Annotated in this window: 26 protein-coding genes; 11 read left to right on the top strand and 15 right to left on the bottom strand. The window is 68.6% G+C overall.

Annotated features, from left to right (window positions below; all coding sequences use genetic code 11):
• Positions 1-23 precede the first annotated feature (23 nt).
• The 6 genes from ychF to SALMUC_RS17730 all read left to right on the top strand — a co-directional run bounded on the left by ychF (position 24) and on the right by SALMUC_RS17730 (position 5828).
• Positions 24-1121 carry a redox-regulated ATPase YchF gene (gene ychF, locus SALMUC_RS17755; RefSeq protein WP_020040383.1) on the top strand — a complete coding sequence of 366 codons (1098 nt, stop codon included), beginning with the start codon at positions 24-26 and terminating at the stop codon, positions 1119-1121.
• A gap of 212 nt (positions 1122-1333) precedes the next feature.
• Positions 1334-2227 (top strand): L-threonate dehydrogenase, encoded by an 894-nt coding sequence (gene ltnD, locus SALMUC_RS17750; protein ID WP_020040384.1) that lies wholly within the window; start codon positions 1334-1336, stop codon positions 2225-2227.
• Positions 2227-3456, top strand: coding sequence for a 3-oxo-tetronate kinase (otnK, locus tag SALMUC_RS17745; protein WP_020040385.1), 1230 nt, complete (start codon positions 2227-2229; stop codon positions 3454-3456). The genes ltnD and otnK overlap by 1 nt, the downstream gene beginning before the upstream one ends.
• Positions 3453-4097 (top strand): 3-oxo-tetronate 4-phosphate decarboxylase, encoded by a 645-nt coding sequence (otnC, locus tag SALMUC_RS17740; RefSeq protein ID WP_021120580.1) that lies wholly within the window; start codon positions 3453-3455, stop codon positions 4095-4097. The genes otnK and otnC overlap by 4 nt, the downstream gene beginning before the upstream one ends.
• Positions 4098-4352: 255 nt before the next feature.
• Positions 4353-4877 carry a TIM barrel protein gene (locus SALMUC_RS17735; protein WP_020040387.1) on the top strand — a complete coding sequence of 175 codons (525 nt, stop codon included), beginning with the start codon at positions 4353-4355 and terminating at the stop codon, positions 4875-4877.
• 15 nt (positions 4878-4892) lie between these two features.
• Positions 4893-5828 carry a 2-hydroxyacid dehydrogenase gene (locus tag SALMUC_RS17730; RefSeq protein ID WP_020040388.1) on the top strand — a complete coding sequence of 312 codons (936 nt, stop codon included), beginning with the start codon at positions 4893-4895 and terminating at the stop codon, positions 5826-5828.
• A gap of 132 nt (positions 5829-5960) precedes the next feature.
• Here SALMUC_RS17730 and denD read toward each other — a convergent pair whose 3' ends face one another.
• From denD to SALMUC_RS17695, 7 genes are read right to left on the bottom strand one after another with little or no spacing between them, the layout of a single operon-like run.
• Complete coding sequence (denD, locus tag SALMUC_RS17725; protein WP_020040389.1) at positions 5961-6917, bottom strand: D-erythronate dehydrogenase; 957 nt, start codon at positions 6915-6917, stop codon at positions 5961-5963.
• Positions 6914-7837, bottom strand: a complete 924-nt coding sequence (locus SALMUC_RS17720; RefSeq protein WP_020040390.1) for a sugar kinase — start codon at positions 7835-7837, stop codon at positions 6914-6916. Before SALMUC_RS17720 ends, denD begins: the two co-directional genes overlap by 4 nt.
• Entirely contained in the window at positions 7834-8985 is a 1152-nt protein-coding gene (locus tag SALMUC_RS17715; RefSeq protein ID WP_020040391.1) for a fumarylacetoacetate hydrolase family protein, read from the bottom strand. The genes SALMUC_RS17720 and SALMUC_RS17715 overlap by 4 nt, the downstream gene beginning before the upstream one ends.
• 18 nt (positions 8986-9003) lie before the next feature.
• Positions 9004-10377, bottom strand: a complete 1374-nt coding sequence (locus tag SALMUC_RS17710; protein WP_020040392.1) for an FAD-binding oxidoreductase — start codon at positions 10375-10377, stop codon at positions 9004-9006.
• Complete coding sequence (locus SALMUC_RS17705) at positions 10377-11285, bottom strand: dihydrodipicolinate synthase family protein (protein WP_020040393.1); 909 nt, start codon at positions 11283-11285, stop codon at positions 10377-10379. The genes SALMUC_RS17710 and SALMUC_RS17705 overlap by 1 nt, the downstream gene beginning before the upstream one ends.
• Entirely contained in the window at positions 11282-12487 is a 1206-nt protein-coding gene (locus SALMUC_RS17700) for a mandelate racemase/muconate lactonizing enzyme family protein (protein WP_021120579.1), read from the bottom strand. Before SALMUC_RS17700 ends, SALMUC_RS17705 begins: the two co-directional genes overlap by 4 nt.
• Entirely contained in the window at positions 12484-13086 is a 603-nt protein-coding gene (locus tag SALMUC_RS17695) for a LysE family translocator (protein ID WP_020040395.1), read from the bottom strand. Before SALMUC_RS17695 ends, SALMUC_RS17700 begins: the two co-directional genes overlap by 4 nt.
• Positions 13087-13271: 185 nt before the next feature.
• Here SALMUC_RS17695 and SALMUC_RS17690 point away from each other — a divergent pair, with 185 nt between their 5' ends.
• Both SALMUC_RS17690 and SALMUC_RS17685 read left to right on the top strand, forming a co-directional pair.
• Positions 13272-14033, top strand: coding sequence for an SDR family oxidoreductase (locus tag SALMUC_RS17690; RefSeq protein ID WP_020040396.1), 762 nt, complete (start codon positions 13272-13274; stop codon positions 14031-14033).
• A gap of 13 nt (positions 14034-14046) precedes the next feature.
• A complete protein-coding gene (locus SALMUC_RS17685; RefSeq protein ID WP_020040397.1) occupies positions 14047-14967 on the top strand; it encodes an NAD(P)-dependent oxidoreductase in 921 nt (306 codons plus the stop codon).
• 67 nt (positions 14968-15034) lie between these two features.
• On the opposite strand, the gene SALMUC_RS17680 is transcribed toward SALMUC_RS17685, so the two are convergent.
• Entirely contained in the window at positions 15035-16039 is a 1005-nt protein-coding gene (locus SALMUC_RS17680; protein WP_021120578.1) for a LacI family DNA-binding transcriptional regulator, read from the bottom strand.
• Between the two features lie 102 nt (positions 16040-16141).
• Here SALMUC_RS17680 and SALMUC_RS17675 point away from each other — a divergent pair, with 102 nt between their 5' ends.
• Positions 16142-17032, top strand: a complete 891-nt coding sequence (locus tag SALMUC_RS17675; protein WP_020040399.1) for a phytanoyl-CoA dioxygenase family protein — start codon at positions 16142-16144, stop codon at positions 17030-17032.
• A gap of 173 nt (positions 17033-17205) precedes the next feature.
• Here SALMUC_RS17675 and SALMUC_RS17670 read toward each other — a convergent pair whose 3' ends face one another.
• Genes SALMUC_RS17670 through SALMUC_RS17655 form a run of 4 tightly spaced genes read right to left on the bottom strand, consistent with a single transcriptional unit; the run spans position 17206 to position 19457 of the window.
• Positions 17206-17904: an RraA family protein gene (locus SALMUC_RS17670; protein ID WP_020040400.1), complete on the bottom strand. Its 699-nt coding sequence runs from the start codon at positions 17902-17904 to the stop codon at positions 17206-17208.
• A 10-nt stretch (positions 17905-17914) separates the two neighbouring features.
• Positions 17915-18238, bottom strand: a complete 324-nt coding sequence (locus SALMUC_RS17665; protein ID WP_020040401.1) for an AzlD domain-containing protein — start codon at positions 18236-18238, stop codon at positions 17915-17917.
• Positions 18235-18942 (bottom strand): AzlC family ABC transporter permease, encoded by a 708-nt coding sequence (locus SALMUC_RS17660; protein ID WP_020040402.1) that lies wholly within the window; start codon positions 18940-18942, stop codon positions 18235-18237. The genes SALMUC_RS17665 and SALMUC_RS17660 overlap by 4 nt, the downstream gene beginning before the upstream one ends.
• Positions 18939-19457 (bottom strand): hypothetical protein, encoded by a 519-nt coding sequence (locus SALMUC_RS17655; protein WP_020040403.1) that lies wholly within the window; start codon positions 19455-19457, stop codon positions 18939-18941. The genes SALMUC_RS17660 and SALMUC_RS17655 overlap by 4 nt, the downstream gene beginning before the upstream one ends.
• A 109-nt stretch (positions 19458-19566) precedes the next feature.
• On the opposite strand from SALMUC_RS17655, the gene SALMUC_RS17650 reads away from it, so the two are divergent.
• Positions 19567-21348 (top strand): IlvD/Edd family dehydratase, encoded by a 1782-nt coding sequence (locus SALMUC_RS17650; protein ID WP_020040404.1) that lies wholly within the window; start codon positions 19567-19569, stop codon positions 21346-21348.
• A gap of 59 nt (positions 21349-21407) precedes the next feature.
• On the top strand, positions 21408-22145 hold the full coding sequence (locus SALMUC_RS17645) for an SDR family oxidoreductase (RefSeq protein WP_020040405.1): 738 nt from the start codon (positions 21408-21410) through the stop codon (positions 22143-22145).
• A gap of 172 nt (positions 22146-22317) precedes the next feature.
• Here the strand turns inward: SALMUC_RS17645 and SALMUC_RS17640 are convergent, their stop codons facing one another.
• The 3 genes from SALMUC_RS17640 to SALMUC_RS17630 are packed head-to-tail and all read right to left on the bottom strand — an operon-like array spanning position 22318 to position 24841.
• Positions 22318-23229 (bottom strand): DMT family transporter, encoded by a 912-nt coding sequence (locus tag SALMUC_RS17640; RefSeq protein WP_020040406.1) that lies wholly within the window; start codon positions 23227-23229, stop codon positions 22318-22320.
• Positions 23229-23951 (bottom strand): SDR family oxidoreductase, encoded by a 723-nt coding sequence (locus SALMUC_RS17635; RefSeq protein ID WP_020040407.1) that lies wholly within the window; start codon positions 23949-23951, stop codon positions 23229-23231. Before SALMUC_RS17635 ends, SALMUC_RS17640 begins: the two co-directional genes overlap by 1 nt.
• 5 nt (positions 23952-23956) lie before the next feature.
• Complete coding sequence (locus SALMUC_RS17630) at positions 23957-24841, bottom strand: NAD(P)-dependent oxidoreductase (RefSeq protein ID WP_020040408.1); 885 nt, start codon at positions 24839-24841, stop codon at positions 23957-23959.
• Between the last annotated feature and the right edge of the window lie 8 nt (positions 24842-24849).

Genomic DNA, 24849 nt, shown 5'->3' with positions numbered 1-24849 from the left:
TCCGTCAGCCGCAGGAGGATAAGATGGGATTTCGCATGGGGATCGTGGGTCTGCCCAACGTGGGCAAGTCGACCCTCTTCAACGCGCTGACCCGCACCGCCGCGGCGCAGGCTGCCAACTTCCCGTTCTGCACGATCGAGCCCAACGTGGGCGAGGTCGCGGTGCCGGACACCCGGCTCTACACGCTTGCCGGGATCGCGAAGTCGGCCAACATCATCCCGACGCGCATGACCTTCGTCGACATCGCGGGCCTCGTGAAGGGCGCCTCGAAGGGTGAGGGCCTCGGCAACCAGTTCCTGGCCAACATCCGCGAGGTCGATGCCATCGCCCACGTGCTGCGCTGTTTCGAGGACGAGGACGTCACCCACGTCGATGGCCGCGTCGACCCGGTCTCCGACGCCGAGACCATCGAGACCGAGCTCATCATCGCGGACATGGAGTCGCTGGAAAAGCGCCTGCAGAACATCTCTCGCAAGGTGCGCGGCGGCGACAAGGAAGCCGTTCAGCAGGAGCGGTTGATGAAGGCCGCGCTGGCCAAGCTCGAAGAGGGCCAGCCCGCCCGCATGGTCGAGGTCGAGCCCGACGATCGCAAGGCCTGGAACATGCTGCAGCTGCTGTCGTCGAAGCCTGTACTCTACGTTTGCAACGTCGACGAGGCCGAGGCGGCGACCGGCAACGCGCTCTCCGAGAAGGTCGCGAAAATGGCCGATGAGCAGGGCAACGCGCACGTCGTGATCTCGGCCAAGATCGAGGAAGAGATCAGCCAGCTCGAGGCCGACGAGGCCGAGATGTTCCTGTCGGAGCTGGGACTGGAGGAGGCCGGGCTCGACCGGCTCATCAAGGCGGGCTACGATCTGCTGAACCTCGAGACCTATTTCACGGTCGGCCCCAAGGAGGCGCGCGCCTGGACGATCCCGCGCGGCACGCTGGCGCCGCAGGCGGCCGGCGTGATCCACGGCGATTTCGAGAAGGGTTTCATCCGGGCCGAGACCGTGGCCTACGACGACTTCGTCGCCTGCCAGGGCGAGCAGGGCGCCAAGGAGGCGGGCAAGATGCGCGCCGAGGGCAAGACCTACGAGGTCAAGGACGGCGACGTCCTGCACTTCCTCTTCAATACCTGACGGGCAGGCGGAAAATTCGTACGAATTTTCCGTGACTTGCACGTAACGGACCCGGGGCGCCGGGGCCCGTCGGCACGGCCGGCGGGCCCGAAAGTTCGTGTGGATTTTCTTGGCGTTCCGCGCCCGGTTTCCGGCTCACCTGCCATTGACAGCAAAGGCCCCGGCCTCCATCCTCCATTTGGTATACCATTTTGACGAGAGGGGGGAGACTCGTGGCGACGATCACCGTGATCGGGCTTGGCTCGATGGGCAATGGCATGGCGCAGTCGATCCTGCGCGCCGGGCACGAGGTTTACGGCCTCGACATCTCCGACGAACGCATGGATGCCTTCGCCGCCGAGGGCGGACGGCGCGGCACAATGGCCGAGGCGGCCGGCGCGTCGTCGATCGTGGTCAGCGTGGTGCTGAATGCGGCGCAGACGCGCGAGGTGCTCTTCGCGCCCGGCGGGGCCGCCGAGCACATGGCGAAAGGCTCGGTCATTGTTTCCTGCGCCACCATTCCTCCGGCCGAGGCCCGCGCACTGTCCGATGCCGCCGCCGCGCGCGGGCTGCACTACGTGGACGCGCCGGTCTCGGGCGGCGCGGGCCGTGCGGCACAGGGGGACCTGTCGATCATGGCGAGCGGCGCGCCCGAAGCCTTCAAGGCCGCTGCCCCCGCGCTCGACGCAATGGCCTCGACCGTGCATCGCATGGGGGACGAGGCCGGCGCGGGCAGCGCGATGAAGGCGGTGAACCAGCTTCTGGCCGGCGTGCACCTCGCCGCCATGGGCGAGGCCTTTGCGCTGGGCATCAGCCAGGGCCTGCCGTCCGAGCGCATTCTCGAGGTGGTCTCGGTCTCGGCCGGCACCAGCTGGATGTTCGAGAACCGGGGCCCGCACATCGTCGAGGCGGATTACACGCCGCGCTCCACGGTCAACATCTGGCCCAAGGATCTCGGCATCGTCGATGACATCGCCTCCGAGGCCAAGCTGCCGGTGCCCATGACGCAGGCGGCGCTGGCGCAGTTCCGCACCGCTGCCGAGGAGGGCGACGGCAATATCGACGACGCCGCCGTGGTCAAGGTCTACGCCCGCGCCGCGGGCCTCAAGCTGCCGGGAGACGCGTGATGCTGCTGGGCTGTATTGGCGACGACTTCACCGGGTCGAGCGACCTTGGCAACACGCTGGTCAAGCAGGGCATGCGCACCGTGCAATACGTGGGCGTCCCCGACGGCCCCGCCGACCCCGAGGTCGAGGCGGGCGTCGTGGCGCTCAAGTCACGTTCCATCCCGGTCGAGGAGGCGGTGGCCCAGTCGCTCGCCGCGCTTGAGTGGTTGCGCGCGCAGGGCTGCACGCAGTTCCTGTTCAAGTACTGCTCGACCTTCGACTCCACGGCCCAAGGCAACATCGGCCCGGTGGCCGAGGCGCTGGCCGACAAGCTGGGCGCGCAGTCGGTTATCTTCTGCCCGGCCTTCCCGACGACCGGGCGCACGATCTACATGGGGCACCTATTCGTGGGCGACCGGCTGCTGTCGGAGTCCGGGATGGAGAACCATCCGCTCACGCCGATGACCGATCCCGACCTTCGGCGGGTCCTGGCGCCGCAGGTGTCCGGCGAGGTCGGCCACGTGGCCGCGCCCACCGTCTGGGAAGGCCCCGACGAGATCCGCGCTGCACTGGAGGCCGAGGCGGTGGCCGGGCGGCGCTTCGTCATCGCCGATGCGATCCGCGACGGCGATCTCATGGCCTGGGGCAAGGCGCTGGCGGGCGTACCGCTGCTGACCGGCGGTTCGGGCATCGCCATGGGCCTGCCGGGCAACTTCACCCTCTCGGGCAAAGCCGGGCGCTGGCGCGGGCAGGGCGGGCCGGTGGCCGCGCTCTCGGGCTCCTGCTCGAACGCAACGCGAGGGCAGGTGGCTGCGCACGAGGGGCCCTCGCGCGAAGTCACGGCCGAGCAGGTGCTGGGCGGGCTCGCCGCGCAGGAGGTGGCCGACTGGGCGCTTGCGCAGGACAGGATGCCGTTGGTCTATTCCTCCGCCGAACCCGACACTGTGCGGGCCGCACAGGAAGCGCATGGCCGTGAAAAGGTGGCGGCCGCACTCGAGGGTTTCTTTGCCCAACTCGCCAAGGCGCTGGTCGCCGGCGGGGTGACGCGGCTCATCTCGGCGGGGGGCGAGACCTCGGGCGCGGTGGTCGAGGCGCTGGCGCCTGACGCGCTCGAGATCGGGCCCGAGATCGACCCCGGCGTGCCGGTGATGCGCGCGGGCGAGGACCTCGTCCTGGCGCTCAAGTCGGGCAACTTCGGCGCCGAGGACTTCTTCGCCAAGGCGGCCCGGGTGATGGAGCACGACGCATGAGCGATACGGCACTGCGAGAGGCGATCTGCCGGCAGGCGGCCTCGATCTACCAGCGCGGTCTGACGGGCGGCGCCTCGGGCAACATCTCGGCCCGCACCGAGGACGGCGGACTGCTGGTCACGCCGACCGGCGCGAGCTTCGGCTTTCTTGACCCCGCCCGTCTGTCGAAGTTCGACGCCGACGGAAACCACATTGAGGGCGACAAGCCGACCAAGGAGATGCCGCTGCACTCGGCCTTCTACGAGACGCGCAGCACGGCCGGCGCCGTGGTGCACCTGCACTCGACGCACTCCGTGGCCTGGTCGATGATGCCGGACATCGATCCTGACAACATGCTGCCGCCGCTCACGGCCTATGCCGTCATGCGGCTGGGCAAGGTGCGGCTGCTGCCCTTCTTCGTGCCGGGCGATCCGGCCATGGGCGACGCGGTGCGCGGGCTGGCGGGCAAACGCTCGGCGGTGGTGCTGGCCAATCACGGGCCGGTCGTGGCCTCGAAGGATCTCGAGGCGGCGGTCTACGCCATGGAAGAGCTGGAAGAGACCTCGAAACTGGCGCTCCTGCTGAAGGGCGCGAACCCGCGGATGCTGACCGATGGGCAGGTGCGCCGCGTGGTCGACAAATTCGACGTGGAGTGGGACTGATGGAATTTTCCGCCAATATCGGCTTTCTCTACACCGATCTCGCGATCCCGGACCGCATCCGCGCGGCGAAGCGCGACGGGTTCGACGCCGTGGAATGCCACTTCCCCTACGAGGTGCCTGCCGCCGAGGTGCGCGCGGCCCTGGAAGAGACGGGCTTTGCCATGCTGGGGCTGAACACCGTGCCGGGCGATCCCTCGGCCGGGGACTTCGGGGCTGGCGGCGCTGGCGGACCGCGCCGACGAGGCGCGCGCGGCGGTGGCGCAGGCCGTGGACTACGGCGCCGAGATCGGCGCGGCCAACGTGCATGTCATGGCCGGCCGCACAGACGGCGGGGACGCGGCGGAACGCGCCTATCGCGAGACGCTGCGTCATGCCTGCGATCTCGCGGGCGCGAAGGGCATGTCGGTGCTCATCGAGCCGATCAACCGGCGCGACGTTGCGGGCTACCACTTGGCCCATGTCGAACATGCCGCCGAGATCGTCGAGGCGCTGGGCCGCGACAACCTGAAGATCATGTTCGACTGCTATCACACGCAGATCATGCAGGGTGACCTGACCGAGCGGTTCAAGACGCACCTGCCGATGGTCGGCCACGTCCAGATCGCGGCGGTGCCGGACCGGGGCGAACCCGATGGCGGCGAGATCTGTTTCGAGCGCCTGCTGGCGAGTTTCGCCGAAGCGGGATGGAGCGCGCCGGTCGGTGCGGAATACAAGCCACGGTCAGGCCGTACGGAGGACGGGCTGGGCTGGCTCGCTCCCCTGCGTGCGGCGCTGGCCTGACGGAAGGAGACGAGAATGAGTGAGGTTCTGACGATCAACGGGATCGAGCAGATGAGCCGCGAGGCCGTGGCCGAGCTGGGCTGGCCCGGCGCGGACACGCTGGAGGCGGCGCTGGCGCTGCCCGAGGATCAGCGCGCGCAGGTCAAGGCGGTGGCCTATTTCGGCCATACACCGTTCGGCGGCGAAGCCATGGACGCCTTCCCGAACCTGGGTCTCATCGCGAACTTTGGCGTCGGTTACGACGCCATCGACGTCAATGCCGCCTCGGCGCGCGGGATCAAGGTGACGAACACGCCGGACGTGCTGAACGACGACGTGGCGGACCTCGCGGTTGCGCTGTTGCTGGACTACTGCCGGGACATGCGCGGGGCAGAAGAACGCCTGCGCTCGGGCGCCTGGGGCCGCGAGGGGGCGCACCCGCTGCAGCGCAAGATGAGCGGACAGCGCGCGGGCATCCTCGGCATGGGCCGCATCGGCCGCGAGATCGCCGACCGGCTGGCCGGCTTCAAGATGGAGATGCACTACCACGCGCGCTCGGAGAAGGAGACGCCCGGCTGGACGTACCACGCCGACCCGGTCTCGTTGGCGAAATCGGTGGACTACCTCGTGGTCGCGCTGGTCGGCGGGCCGGCAACCGAGGGCTACGTGAGCCGCGAGGTGCTCGAGGCGCTCGGACCCAAGGGCGTGATCGTCAACATCTCGCGCGGGACCACCATCGACGAGGGCGCGATGCTGGACCTGCTCGAGACGGGGGGCATCGAGGGCGCGGCGCTGGATGTCTTCCTGAACGAGCCGAACCCCGATCCGCGGTTCCTGAAGCTCGACAACGCGGTGCTGCAGCCGCACCAGGCCTCGGCCACGCGCGAGACGCGCACCGAGATGGGCAAGCTGCAGCGCGCCAACATCTCAGCGTTCCTCGAGGGCAAGGAGCTGGTCACGCCGGTGAACTGAGGCGTGAATTCCGTTTCGAGGAATTTGCAGAAGTCTTCGAAGACTTTTGGGCGCCGCCCCGGGCGAAAAGCCGGGGCGGCGCCGTTGTTTGCGTATTTGGAACAAGAAGAAGGGGCGGGGCTGCCCCTCCGGTCACGCGGCGGGCTTGTCGTCCTCGAGGTAGGCGCGGACGTTGTCCTCGAAGCTGGCATCGGCCTCGAGCCCCAGCTTCAGCGCCTTGTCGGCGTGCATGTCCCAGCGCCAGCCCTTCACGATGGCCTCGATGTCGGGCTGGGACTCCCATTTGATGAGCTTCACCGGCTCGGGGCCGGCGACGTTTTCCAGCGCCGCGACGAGGTCCTTGATCGCCCAGGTGCGGCCCGGCATCAGCATGCACCGGTTCTGGCCGAGGTCCTCGGCCGGGATCTCGGCGCCCTTGATGAGGTTCTCGACGCACTTCCGCGGGCTCAGGTAGTAGTGCAGGAAGTCCTCGCCCACGGGGCAGATCGCCTCCTGGCCATTCAGCGGCTCGCGGATGATCGAGGACATGAAGCTCGAGGCCGCGCGGTTGGGCTTGCCCGGACGCACGGTGATCGTGGGCAGGCGGAAGCCGCGGCCGTCGACGAAGCCCTTCCGCGAGAAGTCGTTGATCAGCAGCTCGCCCATGGCCTTTTGCGTGCCGTAGGAACCCTGCGGGTTCAGCACCGACCAGTCGCCCAGCGGGTCCGGCGCCTCGCCGCCGAAGACGGCGATCGAGGAGGTGAAGACCAGCTTGGGGCAGGTCCCGAGCTCGCGCGCACGCTCGAGCACGTTCCATGTGCCCATGAGGTTGATGCGGTAGCCGGCGTCGAAGTCCTCTTCCGCGTGGGCCGAGACGATGGCCGCGAGCAGGTAGATCACGTCGGTTTCCGGCGTGATGGCCTTGGCGACCGAGGCGGCATCCGAGATGTCGCAGGTCGTCGTCTCGGCGCCCTCGACCGGGGCGGGGTCCGAGATGTCGGCCAGTGTCAGCTTGTCGATCGGTTTGCCGTCGAGCTGGCCGCGCTCCAGCAGCTTCTTCGCCAGTTTCTGTCCGACGACACCGCCGCCGCCGATGATGAGAATGTTCATGACGCTCCTCCGTGGTCCTTGAAAATCTCCGGCACCAGCGCGCCGCGCGATTGGATGACCCTTGCGGCCAGCCGCATGGCGCCTCGTGCCGCGTCTATCGGGGCTTCGCCGCGCGCGAGGCCCGCGAGCAGGCCCGCGCCGAAGCTGTCGCCTGCGGCGGTGGTGTCGACCACCTGGGGCACGTGTTCGGGCGGCACGCGCCCGTGGCCGGTTTCGCGTTGCCAGAGCACGAGGTCGCCGCCGCCCTGCTTGACCGCGACGAGATCGGCGCCGAGCGCGCGGTAGCGCTCGACCGTGTCCTCGGGCTTCGCATCGCCGAAGAGATCGGTCTCCTCGTCGAAGCTGGGCAGCACGATGTCCGAGGTGCGCGCGCCCATTTCGAGCCCGTCGCGCATGGCCTGCGGGCTGTCCCAGAGGCGCGGACGCAGGTTGGTGTCGAAGGCCACGATGGCGCCTCGCGCCCGGGCGCGGGCGAGGGCGCCGCAGAAGTATTCCCGCGATTTCTGCGGCAGGATCGCCAGCGTGATCGCCGAGAAATGGATCATCTCGCGGCCCTTGAGAATGCCGTCGAGCCAGGTCAGGTCCTCGGCCAGCATCCGCGCCGCCGATTGGCTGCGCCAGTAGGAGAAGCTGCGTTCGCCCTCCTTCAGCGAGATCATGTAGAGGCCCACGGTGCGGTCCGGCAGGCGGCGCATGGTCGAGGTGTCGATGCCCTCACGCTCCATGAAGGCCAGCATCTCGTCGCTGACGGCATCCTCGCCCGCGCAGCTGCCGTAGCTGACCGTCCAGGTCTCCGGCAGCAGGCGGCGGGCGTACCACGCGGTGTTGAAGGTGTCGCCGGCGAAGCCACGGCGGTAGAGGCCGTCGCCGGCCTCCGAAAGCTCCACCATGCATTCGCCGAGCGCGAGGAAGGTCGTCACAGCAGGCCCCTCCCGGCGAGGTTGCGCATCAGCGCAGCCGTGCCGAAGGTCCATTCGGGCGCCTCGGTCGACAGCCGGACGGTGTTCACCAGCTCGCCCAGGGCGGGCTCTGCGATGCTCACGACGTCGCCCATGTGGTGGGTGAAGCCCTGGCCCGGCGCGTTGCGGTCCTCGGTCGGCGCGAAGAGCGTGCCGAGGAACAGCATGAACCCGTCGGGATACTGGTGGTGCCGCCCGATGGACTGGGTCACGAGGTCCGCGGGGTCGCGGCTGATCTGGCTCATCGAGGAGGAGCCGTTCAGCGTGAAGCCGTCCTCGCCGGTGACGGTCATCGTGAGCTCGGCCTGCCGCACGTCGTCGAGCGCGTAGGCCTCGTCGAAGAGCCGCAGGAAGGGGCCGATGGAGCAGGAGGCGTTGTTGTCCTTGGCCTTGCCCAGCAGCAGGGCCGAGCGGCCCTCGACGTCGCGCAGGTTCACGTCGTTGCCGAGCGTGGCCCCAAGGATCTTGCCCCTGGAGTTGACCGCGAGCACGATCTCGGGCTCGGGGTTGTTCCACTTCGAGACGGGGTGCAGGCCCACCGAAGCGCCCCAGCCGACCGAAGCCATGGGCTGCGACTTGGTGAAGACCTCGGCGTCGGGGCCGATGCCCACCTCGAGGTATTGCGACCACATGCCCTCGGCCTGCAGCACGCGCTTGACCTCCATGGCCTTGTCCGAGCCGGGCTCGATGCCGGAAAGCGAGTCGCCGATGACCGACTTGACGCGCGCGCGGATCGCCTCGGCGGCGTCGGGGTCGCCGGCGGCCTGTTCCTCGATCACGCGTTCGACCATCGAGGCGGCGAAAGTCACGCCGCTGGCCTTGACCGCCTGCAGGTCGCAGGGTGGCAGCAGGCGGAGGCTGTCTTCGGGCGCGCCCTCGGTCGAGCCTGCCACGAGGTCCGCGAGCGTGCCGATCTCCTCGCCGGTCGCGCTGCGCACCGTGGAGGCCGGATCGTCGAGTTCCAGCAGGTCGCGCATGGTGGGATGCGCCGGGTCGGTGATGTCGAGCAGCGTCTCGCCGCGCAGCGTGACCAGCGCGGGCCCCAGACCGGGACGCCAGACGCGACCGACGAAGATGCCGTCGGGATGGGGATTGGAGCGGGGGAGCATCTGCGCCTCCTGTTGATGTCAGTTGCCGGGCGGCAGCAGCTTGCCCGGATTGAGAATGCCCTGCGGGTCGAAGGCGGCCTTGACCGCCCGCATGTAGGCCAGCGCCGGACCGTGCTCGGCGGACATGTACTTCTGCTTGCCCAGGCCGATACCGTGTTCGCCGGTCACCGTGCCGCCGAGCGTTAGCGCCAACTCGGCCAGTTTTCCAGCGAAGTCCTGCGTCGTCTGCACCTCATTCGGGTCATCCGGGTCGAAGCGCACGCCGCAGTGGAAGTTGCCGTCGCCCACGTGGCCGACGATGGTGCAGATCACGCCCATCTTGCGGGCCATGTCCTGTGCCGTGGTGACCGCCTCCGCCAGCTTGGAGATCGGCACGCAGACGTCGGTGGCCAGCGTGCGGAACTGCGGGCCGGGCCGGATCGCCGCGGTGGCGTAATGAGCGCCGTGGCGTAGCTTCCACAACGCGGTGCGGTCCTCGGTGGCGGTGGCCTCCTTCCAGTCCTGCACGCCGAAATCCTCGGCGATCTCGCGGAACATGGCGGCCTGCTCGGTGACGCCGGTGGGTGTGCCCTGGAACTCGAGGAAGAGGTGCGGCTTTTCCGGCAGGCCGGCCTCGGCCATCTCGTTGAAGCCGTGCACCATCATCTCGTCCACCAGCTCGATCCGGGCCATTGGCAGCCCGCACTGGATGGTCAGGATCACGCAGTTCACCGCATCCTCGACGCTGTCGAAGCGGCAGGTCGCGGCGGCGGTGGCCTCGGGCTGGCCCTGCAGCTTGACCGTGAGCTCGGTGATGATGCCGAGGGTGCCCTCGGAGCCGATCAGCAGGTGCGTGAGGTCGTAGCCCGACGAGGACTTGCGCGCCTGCGTGCCGGTGCGGATCACCGTGCCGTCCGCCATGACCGCCTCGAGCGCGAGGATGTTCTCGCGCATGGTGCCGTAGCGCACCGCCATGGTGCCCGAGGCGCGGGTCGCGGCCATGCCGCCGAGCGAGGCGTCGGCGCCGGGGTCGATGGGAAAGAAGAGGCCCGTCGCGCGCAACTCGTCGTTGAGCTGGGTGCGCGTCACGCCGGGCTGCACCACCGCGTTCAGGTCCTCGGCGTTGACCGCGCGCACCTTGTTCATGCGCGAGAAGTCGAGGCTGACGCCGCCCTTCACCGCGAGGTGCTGGCCCTCGAGCGACGATCCCACGCCCAGCGGCGTGATCGGGATGCCGGCCGCGGCGCAGGTCCTGACCGTGAGCGCGACGTCCTCGGTCGTCTCGGGCCAGACCACGGCGTCGGGCATGGCGTCCGGGAAATGCGCCTCGTTGCGGGCATTCTGGGCCCGCGCGCTTTCCGAGGTGGTGAAGCGGGGCCCGAGGGCCTCCGCCAGGTCTTTCAATGCGTCCATCACTTGCCCCAGTTGAGCACCAGCGGGTCCAGCGGTTCGATCAGCTCGATCAGCATCGAGGCGGTGTCGGGGTGCAGCGGCGCGATCGGGTGACGGCAGAAGGCCGACTTGATGACGCCGCCGACCTGCATCGCGTGCTTGGCCGAGCGGAAGCCGCACTGGCGGTTTTCGTGGTTGATGGCGGGCAGCACGCGGGCATACCCGTCGATGGCTTTCTTGCGCTCGCCGGCGAGAAAGTCCACCACGATGGGCCGGATCTGGTCGGGGATCATGGCCGAGGTCATGCAGCCGGTGGCGCCGGCGTCGAGGTCGGCCAGCAGGGTGATCGCCTCCTCGCCGTCGAAGGGCGCCTCGATGGCGTTGCCGCCGTCGGCGATGAGCGTGCGCAGCTTGGCGGCCGCCTGCGGGCACTCGATCTTGAAGAGCTTCAGCATCTCGATCTCGCGCGCCATCTTGACCAGCAGCGGCACCGGCAGGTCGACACCCGAGAGCGGGGCGTCCTGCAGCATGATCGGGATGCCGACCTCGCCCACCTGGCGGAACTGCTCGAAGGTCTGCTCGGCCGTGCCCTTCATCAGGGCGCCATGGTAGGGCGGCATCATCATGACGATGTCGGCGCCGAGGTCCTTGGCGAACTGTGCGCGTTCCACGACGATGGGCGTCGCGTAAGCCGAGATGGTGACGATCACCGGCACGCGGCCGGCGACATGCTCGACGCAGAGCTTCGTCAGGGTCGCGCGTTCCTCGTCCGAGATCAGGAACTGCTCGGAGAAGTTGGCGAGGATGCAGATGCCGTCGACGCCCATGTCGATGGTGCAGTCGAGCACGCGCTTCATGCCCTCGAGGTCGAGCGTGCCATCATCGTGGAACGGCGTCGGGACGACGGGCCAGCAGCCGGTGTATTTCATAGGTCTTCTTCCCTCGTGATCTTGCGGTGTGTCGTGAAGCGGCGGTCGAGATCGGGATGCAGGTCCATCCCGAGACCGGGGCCGGGCGGCACGGTGATCCGGCCGTCCGAAACGGTGGGCAGTTGCGTGACGATGTCGCCGTACCAGCTGCGCAGGTAGGCGCGCACGCTTTCCTGCACCAGCGCGTTGGGCATGGCGAGGCTGAGGTGCGTCGAGGCGGCCAGCACCACCGGACCGGTGCAGTCGTGCGGGGCGATGGGCAGCTTGTGCGCCTCCGCCAGCGTCGCGGCCTTGCGCGCGGCGGTGATGCCGCCGCACCAGGACAGGTCCAGCATGACGATGCCCGCGGCGCCGGTCGCCATCAGGTCGCGGAAGGCGCCGAGGCCGCCCAGCGTCTCCGAGGCGCAGACCGGCGCGGGTGAGGCGGAGGCGTAGTCGCGCAGCAGCTCGAGGCTGTCCATGCGGATCGGGTCCTCATGCCAGTAGGTGCCGTAGGGCGCGAGCGCCCGAGCGATGCGCTTGGCCGGGGTGAGTTGCCACATCGAGTGGAACTCGACCATGATATCGATGCGGTCGCCCACCGCGCGGCGGATCTTCTCGAAGGGTTCGAGCGCGGTCTTCAGCTCGGCCGCGCTGATGTGCTGGCCCTCGTTGGCCTCGGCTGCCATGTCGAAGGGCCAGATCTTCATCGCCGTGATGCCCTCGTCGAGCAGGCTCTCGGCCAGCTCGTCGGCGTGGTGCAGGAAGCCGTTGAGATCGTCGAAGGGGCCGCCCGAGCCAAGCCCGTAGTTGCCGGTCTGCTGGCCCGCGTCCTCCTTCATGTAGTCGAGGCCGGCGCAGGTGTTGTAGGTGCGGATGCTGTCGCGGGTGAACCCGCCCAGAAGCTGCGCGGACGGGCTCGGCCCATGGCCTTCGCCCCGAAGGTCGTGCAGCGCGATGTCGAAGGCGGAATTGCCCCGCGTTTCGGCACCGGTCGAACGCCAGCCGAGATAGCCTTCGGCCCGCTGCGCGAGATGTTCGATCCGCGACGGGTCCTGCCCGATCATCAGGGGCGCAAGGGTTTCGTGGACATGGGCCTCGACCGCGCGGGCGCCGTAGAAGGTCTCGCCCAGCCCGGTCACGCCCTCGTCGGTGTGCACCAGAAGCCACAGCAGGTTGGCGCGCTCGGCAATTCGAAGGGTCTCGATCCCGGTGATCCTCATTGCGCCTCCATCGCCGTCGACAGCAGCGCGAGCACCACCACCGCGACCATGGCCGCGGCCATGCCGTAGTTGATCATGCGCTGGGTGCGATAGCTGAGGTTGAGGCGGTGCAGCGTCACCCCGGCCCAGAGCCAGCCCAGGTGGATCGGCAGCCAGATGACGTTGAGGATGATGACCTTGGTGACCGTCTCGAAGACGAGATCGCCCGGAGCGAAGCCGAAGCCCGTGAACAGCGAGGTGTTCACTGCGTAGGCCTTGGGATTGATCGCCTGCAAGAGGATGCCGGCCCGGATGCCAGGTGCGGACTTGGCCTCGATGAAGGCGATCCGGCTTCCGGCGAAGGCGACGCGGGATGCGAGGTAGAGAAGGTAGGCGACCGAGGCGACCATGAGGACCACGCGGACGGTGGGGGCCGACAGGACCACCGCGGCCAGCCCGGTGATGACCGCGGCCACGACCAGGTTCGACCCGACGAAAAGACCCGCGCCATAGCGCAGCCCGTCGCGCCAGCCATAGGCTGCGCCCACGCCCGCGATGGACAGCACGCCCGGACCGGGCGTGATGATCAGAAGGATCACCGCCACGGCAAACGTCAGCACGTCACATCCTTTCCGCGGCGCGGCGGCCCGGCGTTCGCTGCGGTCATGAGTCGTCCCTCCCAGGCGCGGCAGCAGGTCTCCCGCTTGCATCGCCGCTGTTTTGGTATACCATTTTCATCGAAACGATCCAGCCCCGGAATGTCAATGGGCCGCCAGGGCCCGCACGGGGCAGACAGGGAGGATACATGGCACTCTTCGATCTGAACGGGCGCCGCGCGCTCGTCACCGGTTCCTCGATGGGAATCGGACTGGCCTTGGCACGCGGTCTGGGGCAGGCCGGCGCGCGCATCGTGCTGAACGCGCGCAACGCCGAACGGCTGGCCGAGGCCGCGCAGGCCCTGCGCGACGAGGGGCTGACGGTGGACGAGCTGCCCTTCGACGTGACCGACCACGAGGGCGTGCGCGCCGCCGTGGACGCCTACGAGGCAGACGAGGGCGCAATCGACATCCTGGTGAACAATGCCGGCATGCAGCACCGCGCGCCGCTCGAGGATTTCCCGCCCGAGGCCTTCGACCGGCTGATGAAGACCAACGTCTACTCGGCCTTCCACGTCGGGCAGGCCTGCGCACGGCACATGATCGGGCGCGGCGCGGGCCGCATCATCAACATCGCCAGCGTGCAGACCTCGCTCGCCCGGCCGGGCATCGCGCCCTACACGGCCACCAAGGGCGCCATCGCCAACCTGACCAAGGGCATGACGACGGACTGGGCGCGCACGGGGCTCAACTGCAACGCCATTGCGCCCGGCTATTTCAAGACACCGCTGAACGAGGCGCTGGTCGCCGACCCCGAGTTCACCTCCTGGCTGGAAAAGCGCACCCCCGCGGGCCGCTGGGGCGAGGTCGAGGAACTGGTCGGCGCCTGCGTCTTTCTGAGCGCGCCGGCGTCGAATTTCGTGAACGGGCAGACCCTGTTCGTCGACGGCGGCATCACGGCAAGTCTCTGAGGGAGGAAACGAGATGAGCGACAAACCGGTGATCGGATTCATCGGCGTGGGCCTGATGGGCCACGGCATGGCGACGAATATCCTGAAGGGCGGCTATGCGCTCCGGGTCAAGGGCAACCGCAATCGCACGCCCGTCGAGGACCTCGTGGGGCAGGGGGCGCAGGAGGTCGCGACCCCGCGCGAGATGGCCGAGCAGTGCGACATCATCCACCTGTGCCTGGGCAACTCGAAGCAGATCGAGGACACCTACCATGGCGCGGACGGCATCCTCGCAGGGGCCCGTCCGGGGCTGATCGTGGTGGATGCCTCGACGGCCGATCCGGTCTCGACCATGAAGCTGGCCGAGGAACTGGCCGAGAAGGGCGGCGAGATCGTCGATGCTCCGCTGGGCCGGACGCCGAAGGAGGCCGAGGAAGGCACGCTGGACGCCATGGTCGGCGCTTCTGACGCGGCCTTCGACAAGGTGAAGCCCGTGATCGAGTGCTGGGCGGGCAACATCAACCGCGTGGGTCCGACCGGCGCGGGTCACAAGATGAAGCTCATCATGAACCTGATCTCGATGAGCTACGCCGCGCTCTACGGCGAGGCGACCGTGCTGGCCGCCAAGGTCGGCCTGCCGCCGGAAACGGTGCGGCAGGTGATCGGCTCGTCGCGGCTGGGCAACGGCTTCTTCGACACCTTCATGAGCTACACCGTCGACCGCAACCGCGATGCGCACAAGTTCTCGGTTGCCAATGCCTCGAAGGACGTGCGCTATGCCAACGCCATGGCGGCGGACGCTGGTGCGCTGAGCCTGATCGCCTCGGCGACGCGGCAGTACTTCGCCCATGTCGAGGCCATCGGCTGCGGCGACGACTACGTGCCCATGATCGGCGACCACATGGCGCGGCTGTCGGGCATCGACATGGAACAAGAGGCGAAGAAGACCGGCTGAGGCCCGGCGCCAAATTCCTTGGCAAGGAATTTGCAATTCGCTTCGAATAGATTTGCGCCGCGCCGCCTCAGGTGGTGGCGCGGCGCACCAGGGTGAAGCCCATGTCGATGCGCAGGGGCTCCATCGCGCCCGGGGCGAGGATCAGCTCGGCGGCCCGCCGCCCGATGGCGTAGCCGTCGATCTTCAGCGTGGTCAGGGCGAGCCCGGAGTCGCCCGAAATATCGAAATCGCCGAAGCCGGCGATGGCCAGCCGTCCCGGCACCTCCAGCCCCATCCGCTGTGCCTCGCAGAGAACGCCCGAGGCGATGATGTCGCTGGTGCAGATCACCGCGTCCGTCTCGGGCAGGCGCTCGAGGATCTCGCGCAGCCCCTGCGCGCCGTAGTCCGGGGCGGTGGCGCCCGGGGCCTCGGGCACGTGGTGCGTCTGGGATCCGGGCAGGCCCGCGCTTTCGTTGAGGAAACCCGCCATGCGCAGGGCGCCGCGGGCGTCGTGCGTGCGGTCAACCTTGAGAAAGACGATGTTGCGCCGCCCGGTCTCGACCAGGTGGCGGGTGATCGCGGCGCCCGCCGCGCGGTTGGAAAAGCCCACGGCGGTGTGCACCGGGTGATCCGGCAGTTCCCAGAGTTCCAGCACCGGGATGCCCGCGCGGTTCAGCATGTCGCGCGCCGCCGGCGTGTGGTCGGCGCTGGTCAGAACCAGCGCCTCCGGGCGGCGGCCAAGGATCGTGGGGATCAGCGCGGCCTCGGTCTCGGGGTCGTACTGCGTGGCGCTCAGCAGCAGTTGCAGCCCGCCTTCGGAGAGCCCCTCGGTCAGGCCCCGCACGGTCGAGGCGAAGACCGAATCCTCGAGCGTCGAGACCAGCGCGCCCACGATGCGCGAGCGCTGCGAGCTGAGGGCGCCCGCGGTCTCGTCCAGCACGTAGCCCAGCTCGGCCACCGCCGCCCGGACCTTTTCCAGCGTCGCCGGGCTGACCTTGGAGGGCGTGCGCAGGGCGCGGCTGACGGTGATCTTGCCCACGCCGGCGCGGGCGGCCACGTCGCCCATCGTCACCCATTTCCGCGTTTCGCCCACGACGTCCCCTTTCCGCGCTTGACCGGGGTTGAATACCGGTGGTATCGATACCAAGCAAGCGATGGTATCGATACCATCGAGTCGCAAGAGGGAGGAGACGCGATGCTGACCCCGGAGCAGAAGGGCTTTTACGACGACAACGGCTACCTGATGGTCGAGGACGTGCTGACGTCAGACGAGCTGATGAAGCTGCAGGAGATCACCTACGACCTGATCGACCAGTCGCGGGACGTGACCGAGAACACCGACGTCTACGATCTCGACAAGGGCCACTCGCGCGAGACGCCGCGGCTCACCCGGATCAAGCTGCCGCACAAGGTGGATCCCTACTACGACCAGATCCTCAAGAACTCGGGCGTGACCGAGGTGCTGCGCGATCTGCTGGGCGACAGCGCCACGCTGCTGACCGCCAAGCTGAACACCAAGGCGCCGGGCGGCGGCGCGGCGGTGGAATGGCACCAGGACTGGGCCTTCTACCCGCATACCAACGACAACGTTCTGGCCTTCGGCCTGATGCTCGAAGACGTGACCGAGGAGCGCGGCCCGCTCAAGGTGATCCCCGGCTCGCACAAGGGGCCGATTCTGAGCCACCACAACAACGGCGTCTTCTGCGGGGCGGTCGACCCTGACGATCCGGACTTCCACCACGACAAGGCGGTGACCCTGACCGGCAAGGCGGGCAGCATGACGGTGCACCACGCCCGCACGCTGCACGGCTCGGCGCCCAACGTCAGCGACCGGGCGCGGCTGATCCTCTTCTACGAGATCGCGCGGGCCGACGCCTGGCCGATCCTCGGCGCGGGCAGCTATTACCACGCGCTGGGGCAGCGGAAGTTCTGGGAGGACCTGAAGTCGCGCCAGATCATCGGCGAGCCCTGCAACGAGCCGCTGCTGGAAAACGTCCCGGTGCGGATGCCCGTGCCGCCGGCGCCGGATTCCTCGTCGATCTTCAAGACCCAGGCCTCGGGTGGCGCGCGGAGCGCCTTCGCCTGAGAGCCTGACCCGGACCGCCGCCCGCCCTCAACGGAGCGGCGCGGGCCGTGCGCGGAGGAGACGCGCGGCCCCTCCCTGACCCTCCCCCCGGACTCGCTCATGGGGGGAGGGCGTGGCGCCCCGGACCCCGGCGCCCCGATGCGGGGCAAGGCTGGGCCGGGGGCAGCCGTCCGTCAGTCGACGAAGACGGCGCGCTTGTCGGCGATCATCTCGGCAAAATCGAGCGGCTCGCAAAAGCCCTTCTCGACGTCGGCGTCCAGCGCCTCCTCGAGTTCGCGCACGCGGGCGAGACGGTCGATCACCTCGTCGATACGCTCGAAGGGCACCACGACCACGCCGTCGCGGTCGGCGACGATCATGTCGCCCGAGCGCACCTCGCGACCGCCGATCAGCACCGAGCGGCCCACCGTGCCCGGCCCCTTGGCGAAGGGCGAGGCGGGCGTGAGCCCGGTGCACCACGCGGGCACGCCGACCGAGACGATGCCCGCGTAGTCGCGCATCGGCCCGTCGGTGACGAAGCCCGCGCCGCCGCGATTGCGCAGCATCCCCATGACCCGGTCACCCGCCGCGGCGCAGCCCTGGTGGGCGTCGGCGCCGGCGACGAGGATGTCGCCCTCCTGCACGTGGTGCAGCGCGGCGAGCGTCGCCAGCAGGTCGGCCGGTCCGTTGTCGGCGCAGATCGCCGGGCCGCAGGCGGTGCAGTCGATGTCGCGCCCGTCGCCGATGGGACGGATCGAGAGCGAGAGCGCCCCGGTGCCGTCCATCGCGTCGCAGACGAAGCCCGTGGGCACGCCGCGGAAGGCGTCGACCTGGGCGGCCGTCGGGCGGGGAAAGTCCTTGCGGATGGTCAGCAGGGGCGGTTCTTCGATCATCGGGTCCTCCTCAGGACAGCAGGAATTGCATCAGGTAGAGCGTGCCCATGCCCGCCACCAAGGCCATGGTGACCGAGACGCGCAGCGCTGCCACGAAGGTGGCCAGCGCGGCGACCAGCCGGGCAGGGTCGGTCTCGCCCCCGGTGGCGGCGGGCCAGAGCACCAGCGGCGTGACCATGGCCGGCAGCACGCCCACGCCGACGTAGCGCAGGTGCAGCAGCACCCAGTCGGGCAGTTGCCGGCGGCCGAGAAAGCCCAGGAAGGAGAACCGGATCAGGAAGGTGCCGATGCCCAGCAGGGCGGTCAGCGTCCAGAAGGCCGCATCCGAGATCATGCCAGGCGCTCCCTGCGACGATTGAGGAACAGCTCGACCTGCGCGCCCACGAGCATGGCCACGATGGCCGCCGCGATCAGCCCCAGCCCGGCGGGGAAGGCCGCGAAGAGCACGGCGCAGATCACCGAGACGCCCGCCGCCACGACATGCGCGAGGCTGCGCAGCAGCGGCGCGGTCAGCGCGATGAAGCAGACGGGGGCGGCGAAATCCAGCGAAAGCTCGGGCGGAATGGCGGTGCCGATCAGGGCGCCGAGAAAGGTGCAGCCGTACCAGAAGGGGCAGATCAGAACCATGACGCCGAAGTAGTAGGCCACCTTGTCGGCGCGGCTCATCTCGGGGCGCTCCTCGAAGGTCTTGTTGGCCACGGCGTAGGCCTGATCGACCATGAGATAGGCCATGAGCGCCCGCTGCCAGAGCGGCGCGTGCCCCAGGTGCGGCACCAGAGCGGCGGAATAGAGCGCCATGCGCAGGTTCACGGCCAGCGCGGCCAGCAGCGCCACGAAGACCGGTGCGTGCTCCTGCAGCAGCGCGAGCGCGGTGAACTGCGAGGCGCCCGCGATCACCAGCACCGACATGGCCATGACCTGCAGAAGGTCGAGGCCCGCGTCACGGGCCACGACGCCGAAGAGCATCGAGAAGGGCACGACCACCGCGATGAAGGGCGAACAGTCGCGGAAGCCCTGCCAGAAGGCGGCGCGACTCATTCGTCGGCGCCGCTGTCGTCGCTGGTCTCGATCTCTGCGCTGTCACCGCCGGCCCGTGTGAGACGCGCGAACAGGAACCCGGTCGCCGTCGCCTCGCAGCGCGCACGGCCGAGCGTGATCTGCTCGGCGCTGGCCTCGCCGGCCTTGGCCAGCGCCTCGACCCGCTCGCATTGCAGCATGTCGGACAGCAGGTCGTAGCGCGCATTGATCTGCAGGCGGGTCAGCGCCTCGGGCGCGACCTCCTCGCCCAGGGCCTTCATGCGCTCGGACACCAGCGCGCCCCACTGCTGCTTGGCCTCGACGAAACAAAGCGTCGCGGCCTGCGGCGCCTCGTCCGGCGACAGCCCGAGACAGCCGGCGTGGGCCTCGGTGATGCACTGGCCCGGTTCGGCCTGCGCGGCCTCTCCGGACAGGCACTCGGCCACGCGGGTGCCGTCGATCTCGATGCTCTGCGCGGTGGCGGGCAGGGCGCCGGCCACGAGGCCGAGCGCGGTTGCAAAGGCGGTGAATCGCATCCGTCCTCCTCCCGGTTGGAATGCTCTTGCATTTGGTATACCAAATTGTGAAGCTGCAGCAAGATCGAGTGCGACCCATGACTCGCACCTGAAAGGGAGGACGATCAACGTGACCGACACGCGTGCCAACAAGCGGTTCCGTTCGCAGGAATGGTTCGACAATCCGAACAACCCGGGCATGACCGCGCTCTATCTGGAGCGCTACCAGAACCAGGAATTCACCCGCGAGGAGCTGCAGTCGGAGAAGCCGGTTATCGGCATCGCCAACACCGGCTCGGACATCGCGCCCTGCAACAAGATCCACGTGTTCCTGATGGACCGGATCAAGGCCGGCATCCGCGAGGCGGGCGGCATTCCGATGGAATTTCCGGTGCACCCGATCCAGGAAACCGGCAAGCGGCCGACCGCGGCGCTCGACCGGAACCTGGCCTACCTGTCGCTGGTCGAGGTGCTGCACGGCTACCCGATCGACGGCGTGGTGCTGACCACCGGCTGTGACAAGACAACGCCCGCCATGCTCATGGGCGCGGCCACGGTCGACCTGCCGGCCATCGCGCTCAACGGCGGGCCGATGCTCGACGGCTGGTGGAAGGGCAAGCGCGCGGGCTCGGGCACCATTGTCTGGGAAAGCCGGCGCCTGCTGGCCGAAGGCAAGATCGACTACGACGAGTTCATCTCGCGCGTCTGCTCCTCGGCACCCTCGCTGGGGCACTGCAACACCATGGGCACGGCCTCGACGATGAATGCCATGGCCGAGGCCCTTGGCATGACGCTGACCGGAAGCTCGGCCATTCCCGCGCCCTTCCGCGAGCGCATGGCCATGGCCTACGAGACCGGCAAGCGCATCGTGCAGATGGTGCTCGATGACCTGAAGCCGTCTGACATCCTCACGCGCGAGGCCTTCGAGAACGCCATCATCGTGAACGGCGCGATCGGCGGCTCGACCAACGCGCCGCCGCACCTGCAGGCCGTCGCGCGCCACGCGGGCGTGGATCTGAACGTCAAGGACTGGGAAACCGTCGGCTTCGACGTGCCGCTGCTGGTGAACATGCAGCCCGCGGGCGAATACCTCGGCGAGAGCTTTTTCCGAGCGGGCGGCGTGCCGGCCGTGATGGGCGAGCTGATGAAGGCGAACCGCCTGCATCCGACCGTCATGACTGCCTCGGGCCAGACCATGGGCATCAACCTCGCCGGGGTCGAGAGCCTCGATACCGAGGTGATCAAGACCTACGACGCGCCGATGCGTAGCAACGCGGGGTTCAAGGTGCTCTCGGGCAACCTCTTCGACAGCGCGCTCATGAAGACCAGCGTGATCTCGGACGACTTCCGCCAGCGCTTCCTGTCGACACCGGGCGAGGAGGGCATCTTCGAGGCCCGCGCCGTGGTTTTCGAGGGCCCCGAGGACTACCACGACCGCATCAACGACGCCTCGCTCGATATCGACGAGAAGACGGTGCTCTTCATCCGCAACGTGGGCTGCGTGGGCTACCCCGGCTCGGCCGAGGTGGTGAACATGCAGCCGCCGGACGCGCTGATCCGGCAGGGCATCAACCACCTGCCGACCGTGGGCGACGGGCGCCAGTCGGGCACCTCCGAGAGCCCCTCGATCCTGAACGCCTCGCCGGAATCGGTCGTGGGCGGAGGGCTCGCCTACCTGCAGACCGGCGACACGGTGCGGCTGGATCTCAACACCTCCAGCATGGACGCGCTGGTCGACGACGCGGAGTGGGAGCGGCGCAAGGCCGACTGGACCCCGCCCGAGATCGTCAGCCAGACGCCCTGGGAGGAAATCTACCGCAAGGAAGTGGGCCAGCTCGCCGAGGGGGGCTGTCTCGAACTCGCGACGGCCTACCAGAAGGTCGCCCGCCAGCTTCCGCGCGACAACCACTGACAGACGGACAGGCGGCCCCCGGTGACGGGGGCCGCGCCACGATTTAGGGAGGAATTTTCATGCCCCAGAGCATCATCGTCACCGGCGCCGGCAGCGGCATCGGTCGTGTCACCGCGCGTGCCTTTCTCGAAGAGGGCTGGAATGTCGGCCTCGTCGGCCGCCGCGAGGAGCCGCTGAAGGAAACCGCCGAGGGCCACGAGAACGCGCTCGTGCTTCCGTTCGACGTGACCGACGAGGCCGCGGTCGAGGCCGGCTTCGCCAAGGCGGCCGACACCTGGGGGCGCATCGACGCGCTCTTCAACAACGCCGGTGTCAATGTGAAGTCGGGAATGATCGACGAGGTTCCGGTCGAGGACTGGCTCACGATCTGCAACATCAACATCACCGGCATGTTCCTCTGCGCCCGCGCGGCCTTCGGCCAGATGCGCCGGCAGGATCCGCAGGGGGGCCGGATCATCAACAATGGGTCCGTCTCGGCGCACGTGCCGCGCTGGGGCTCGGCCCCCTACTCGACGACCAAGCACGCCGTGACGGGTCTGACGCGCTCGCTGAGCCTCGACGGCCGCGCCTTCGACATCGCCTGCGGGCAGGTCGACATCGGCAATGCACTGACCGACATGGCCGCGAAGATGACCCAGGGCGTGCCCCAGGCCGACGGCGAGATCGCGGTCGAGCCGGTCATGGATGCCAAGCACGTGGCCTCGACGGTCAAGCACATGGCTTCGCTGCCGCTGGACGCGAACGTTCAGTTCGTGACGGTGATGGCCTCGGCGATGCCATACATCGGCAGGGGGTGACGGAGGCCTTCCGCCCCCGTGCCTCCGGCGGGGATATTTGACGGCCAGAAGAAGAGCCCGCGCAGGCCCTTCTTCTGGCCTCGAAATATCCCGGGGTCCGGGGCAGAGCCCCGGGGCCTGCGCGGCCCCAGCGCAAACCGACCCTTGCGCGCCATAGGCGCGCGCTGCAGGGTCAGCGGCTGACCGGCGGGTGCGGGTTTGGCGGTGTTCCCTGGCGGCGTTCGCGGTGCCAGATGTATAGGCCGGCCGCGATGATGATGAGACCGCCCAGCAGCGTCCAGGCGGTTGGCCACTCGCCGAAGACCAGGATGCCGGCCAGCGCCGCAGTGAAGATCTGCAGGTAGACCACCGGGGCGAGGATCGAGGCATCGGCCAGCCGGTGCGCCGTGGTCGCCACGATATGTGCCGTGGAGCCGAAGACGCCGATCATGACCATCATCACGATCACGCCCCAGCCGTCCGGCATGACCCAGTTGGGCAGCACGAAGGGTGCGAGCGCCACGGTCGGCACAGCGGCGCCCCAGAGCTGCGAGGTGGCGTTGCTCTCGCGTCCCGCCAGCAGGCGGGTCATGATGAAGTAGGAGGCCGCGCAGGTGAGTGCGCCCAGCGAGAGCAGCATGGCCGGATGAAACTCGGCGCCCCAGGGCTGCATGACCACGAGCACGCCTCCGAAGCCGACCAGCACCGCGACGATGCGGTGGATGCCCACGCGTTCTCCCAGCACCGGGATCGCCAGCAGCGTCACCACGATGGGGCCCGCGAACATGATCGTCGTCGTCACGGTGATCGGCAGGTAGCTGAGCGCGATGAAGTTCAACATCGTGCTGCCCATGAGAAAGGCCGAGCGGAAGAACTGCTTCCAGGGGTTCGCCGAGCGGAAGACGCCCGCCCCCTCGGCGGGGGCGAGGACCAGCAGGGCGATCAGGAAGTGGCCGGCGTAGCGGCACCAGACCACCTGCAGCGCCGGCAGGCCGGCGCCGATCAGCCACTTGGCCGAGCTGTCGATGCAGGTGAAGCCCGTCACCGCCAGCGCCATGAAAGCGAGGCCGAGCGCCGTCTTGTCTTCGCGCGGGGCTACGGACATCAGCCGTTCGCCCAGCCGCCGTCGATCACGTGGGCCACGCCGGTGGTGAAGCTGGCCTCGTCCGATCCGAGGTAGACGGCGAGATGCGCGATCTCCTCGGGCTGGCCGATCCGGCCCATGGGCTGACGCGCGACGAAGGCGGCGTAGGCCGCCTCGTAGTCGCCGGTGGCCTCGAGCCGCTGCTTGAGCGAGGGGCTTTCGACCGTGCCGGGGCAGATGCAGTTCACGCGCACGCCGCGCTGGACGTAGTCCTTGGCCACCGACTTTGTCATGCCGATCACCGCCGCCTTGGAGGCGCCGTAGATGAAACGGCCGGGTGCGGCGAGGATCGAGCCCGCGACCGAGGCCACGTTGACGATCGCGCCGCCGCCGCGCTCCACCATGCCGGGCAGGGCGGCCTGCATCGAGTGGAACTGCGCGCGGACGTTGAGGTTGAAGGCCATGTCGAAGTCGCCGTCGGTTGCCTCGGCGATCTCGCCCGCGTGCACGAAGCCCGCGCAGTTGACGAGGATGTCGGGCTTGGCCGTCTCGACCGCTTTCTGCAGCGCCGACTTGTTGGTGACGTCGAGCGCGAAGGTCTCGCACTCGAGACCCTCGAGCAGATCCGCCTTGAGGTCGGTCGCCGTCACGGTGGCGCCCTCGCGGATGTAGGCCTCGGAGACGGCGCGACCGATGCCCTGGCCCGCGGCGGTGATGAAGGCGCGTTTGCCCTGCAGTCTCATGTGGTTCAGCCTTTCAGGTGTTTCGCGAAATAATCGACCATTTCCGGCACGTTGTGGCCGCCGAAGTCGTTGCCCACCGCTTCGGCCAGCGCCTCGTCGGCGCAGCCCGACATGCGCGATGTCGCGCCGAAGTCCGATGCCATCTGCCGGTAGTATCCAACGTCCTTCTTGCCGTTGGCGACGGAAAAGGCCAGATCGATCTTGCCCTCCATCGCGTAGTTGCGGATGAAATCCATCATTCCGGAATGGTTCGGACCGGCCGCGAGGACGCCGTAGAGCTGGTCGCGGTCGATCTCGGCCGCGTCGGCCATGGCAAAGGCCTCGGACATGGCGCAGGCCGTGGTCATGGCGAAGAAGTTGTTGATGAGCTTGATGGTGTGCCCGTTGCCCAGCTTGCCGAGGTGGAAGACGTTCTCGCCCAGCACCTCGAGCACGGGCTTGACCTGTGCGTAGGTGTCGGCATCGCCGGCGCACATGATGTTGAGTTTGCCGTCCTTGGCATGCGCGGGCGTTCGGCCCAGCGGTGCATCGAGGTAGGTCGCGCCCTTCTCGGCGAGGGCCGCGCCGATCTCGAGCGTCGAGGCGGGCAGCGAGGTGCCGAAGTCGATGACGACTTGCCCCTCGCGGGTGCCCGCGAGCACACCGTCGTCGCCGTAGATCCGGCTTTCCACCTGCTCCGATGTGCCGACGCAGAGCATAACGATATCGCTCTTCTCTGCCAGCTCGCGGGCGCTGCCCGCTTCCGAGCCCCCGCGCGAGAGCGCCTCCTCGATGCCGGTGCGGTCGCGGTTGCCCAGCACGGTCACGGCGTAGCCCGCGCCCTGCAGGCATTCGACCATCGCGCGGCCCATGAGGCCCATTCCGATGAATCCGATTGTCGGTTGGCTCATCTCGTTTC

The sequence above is a fragment of the Salipiger mucosus DSM 16094 genome (assembly GCF_000442255.1).
GTDB lineage: Bacteria > Pseudomonadota > Alphaproteobacteria > Rhodobacterales > Rhodobacteraceae > Salipiger > Salipiger mucosus.
Note: the sequence above shows the minus strand (reverse complement) of the source record. Positions and strands in the feature narration are given on the sequence as shown.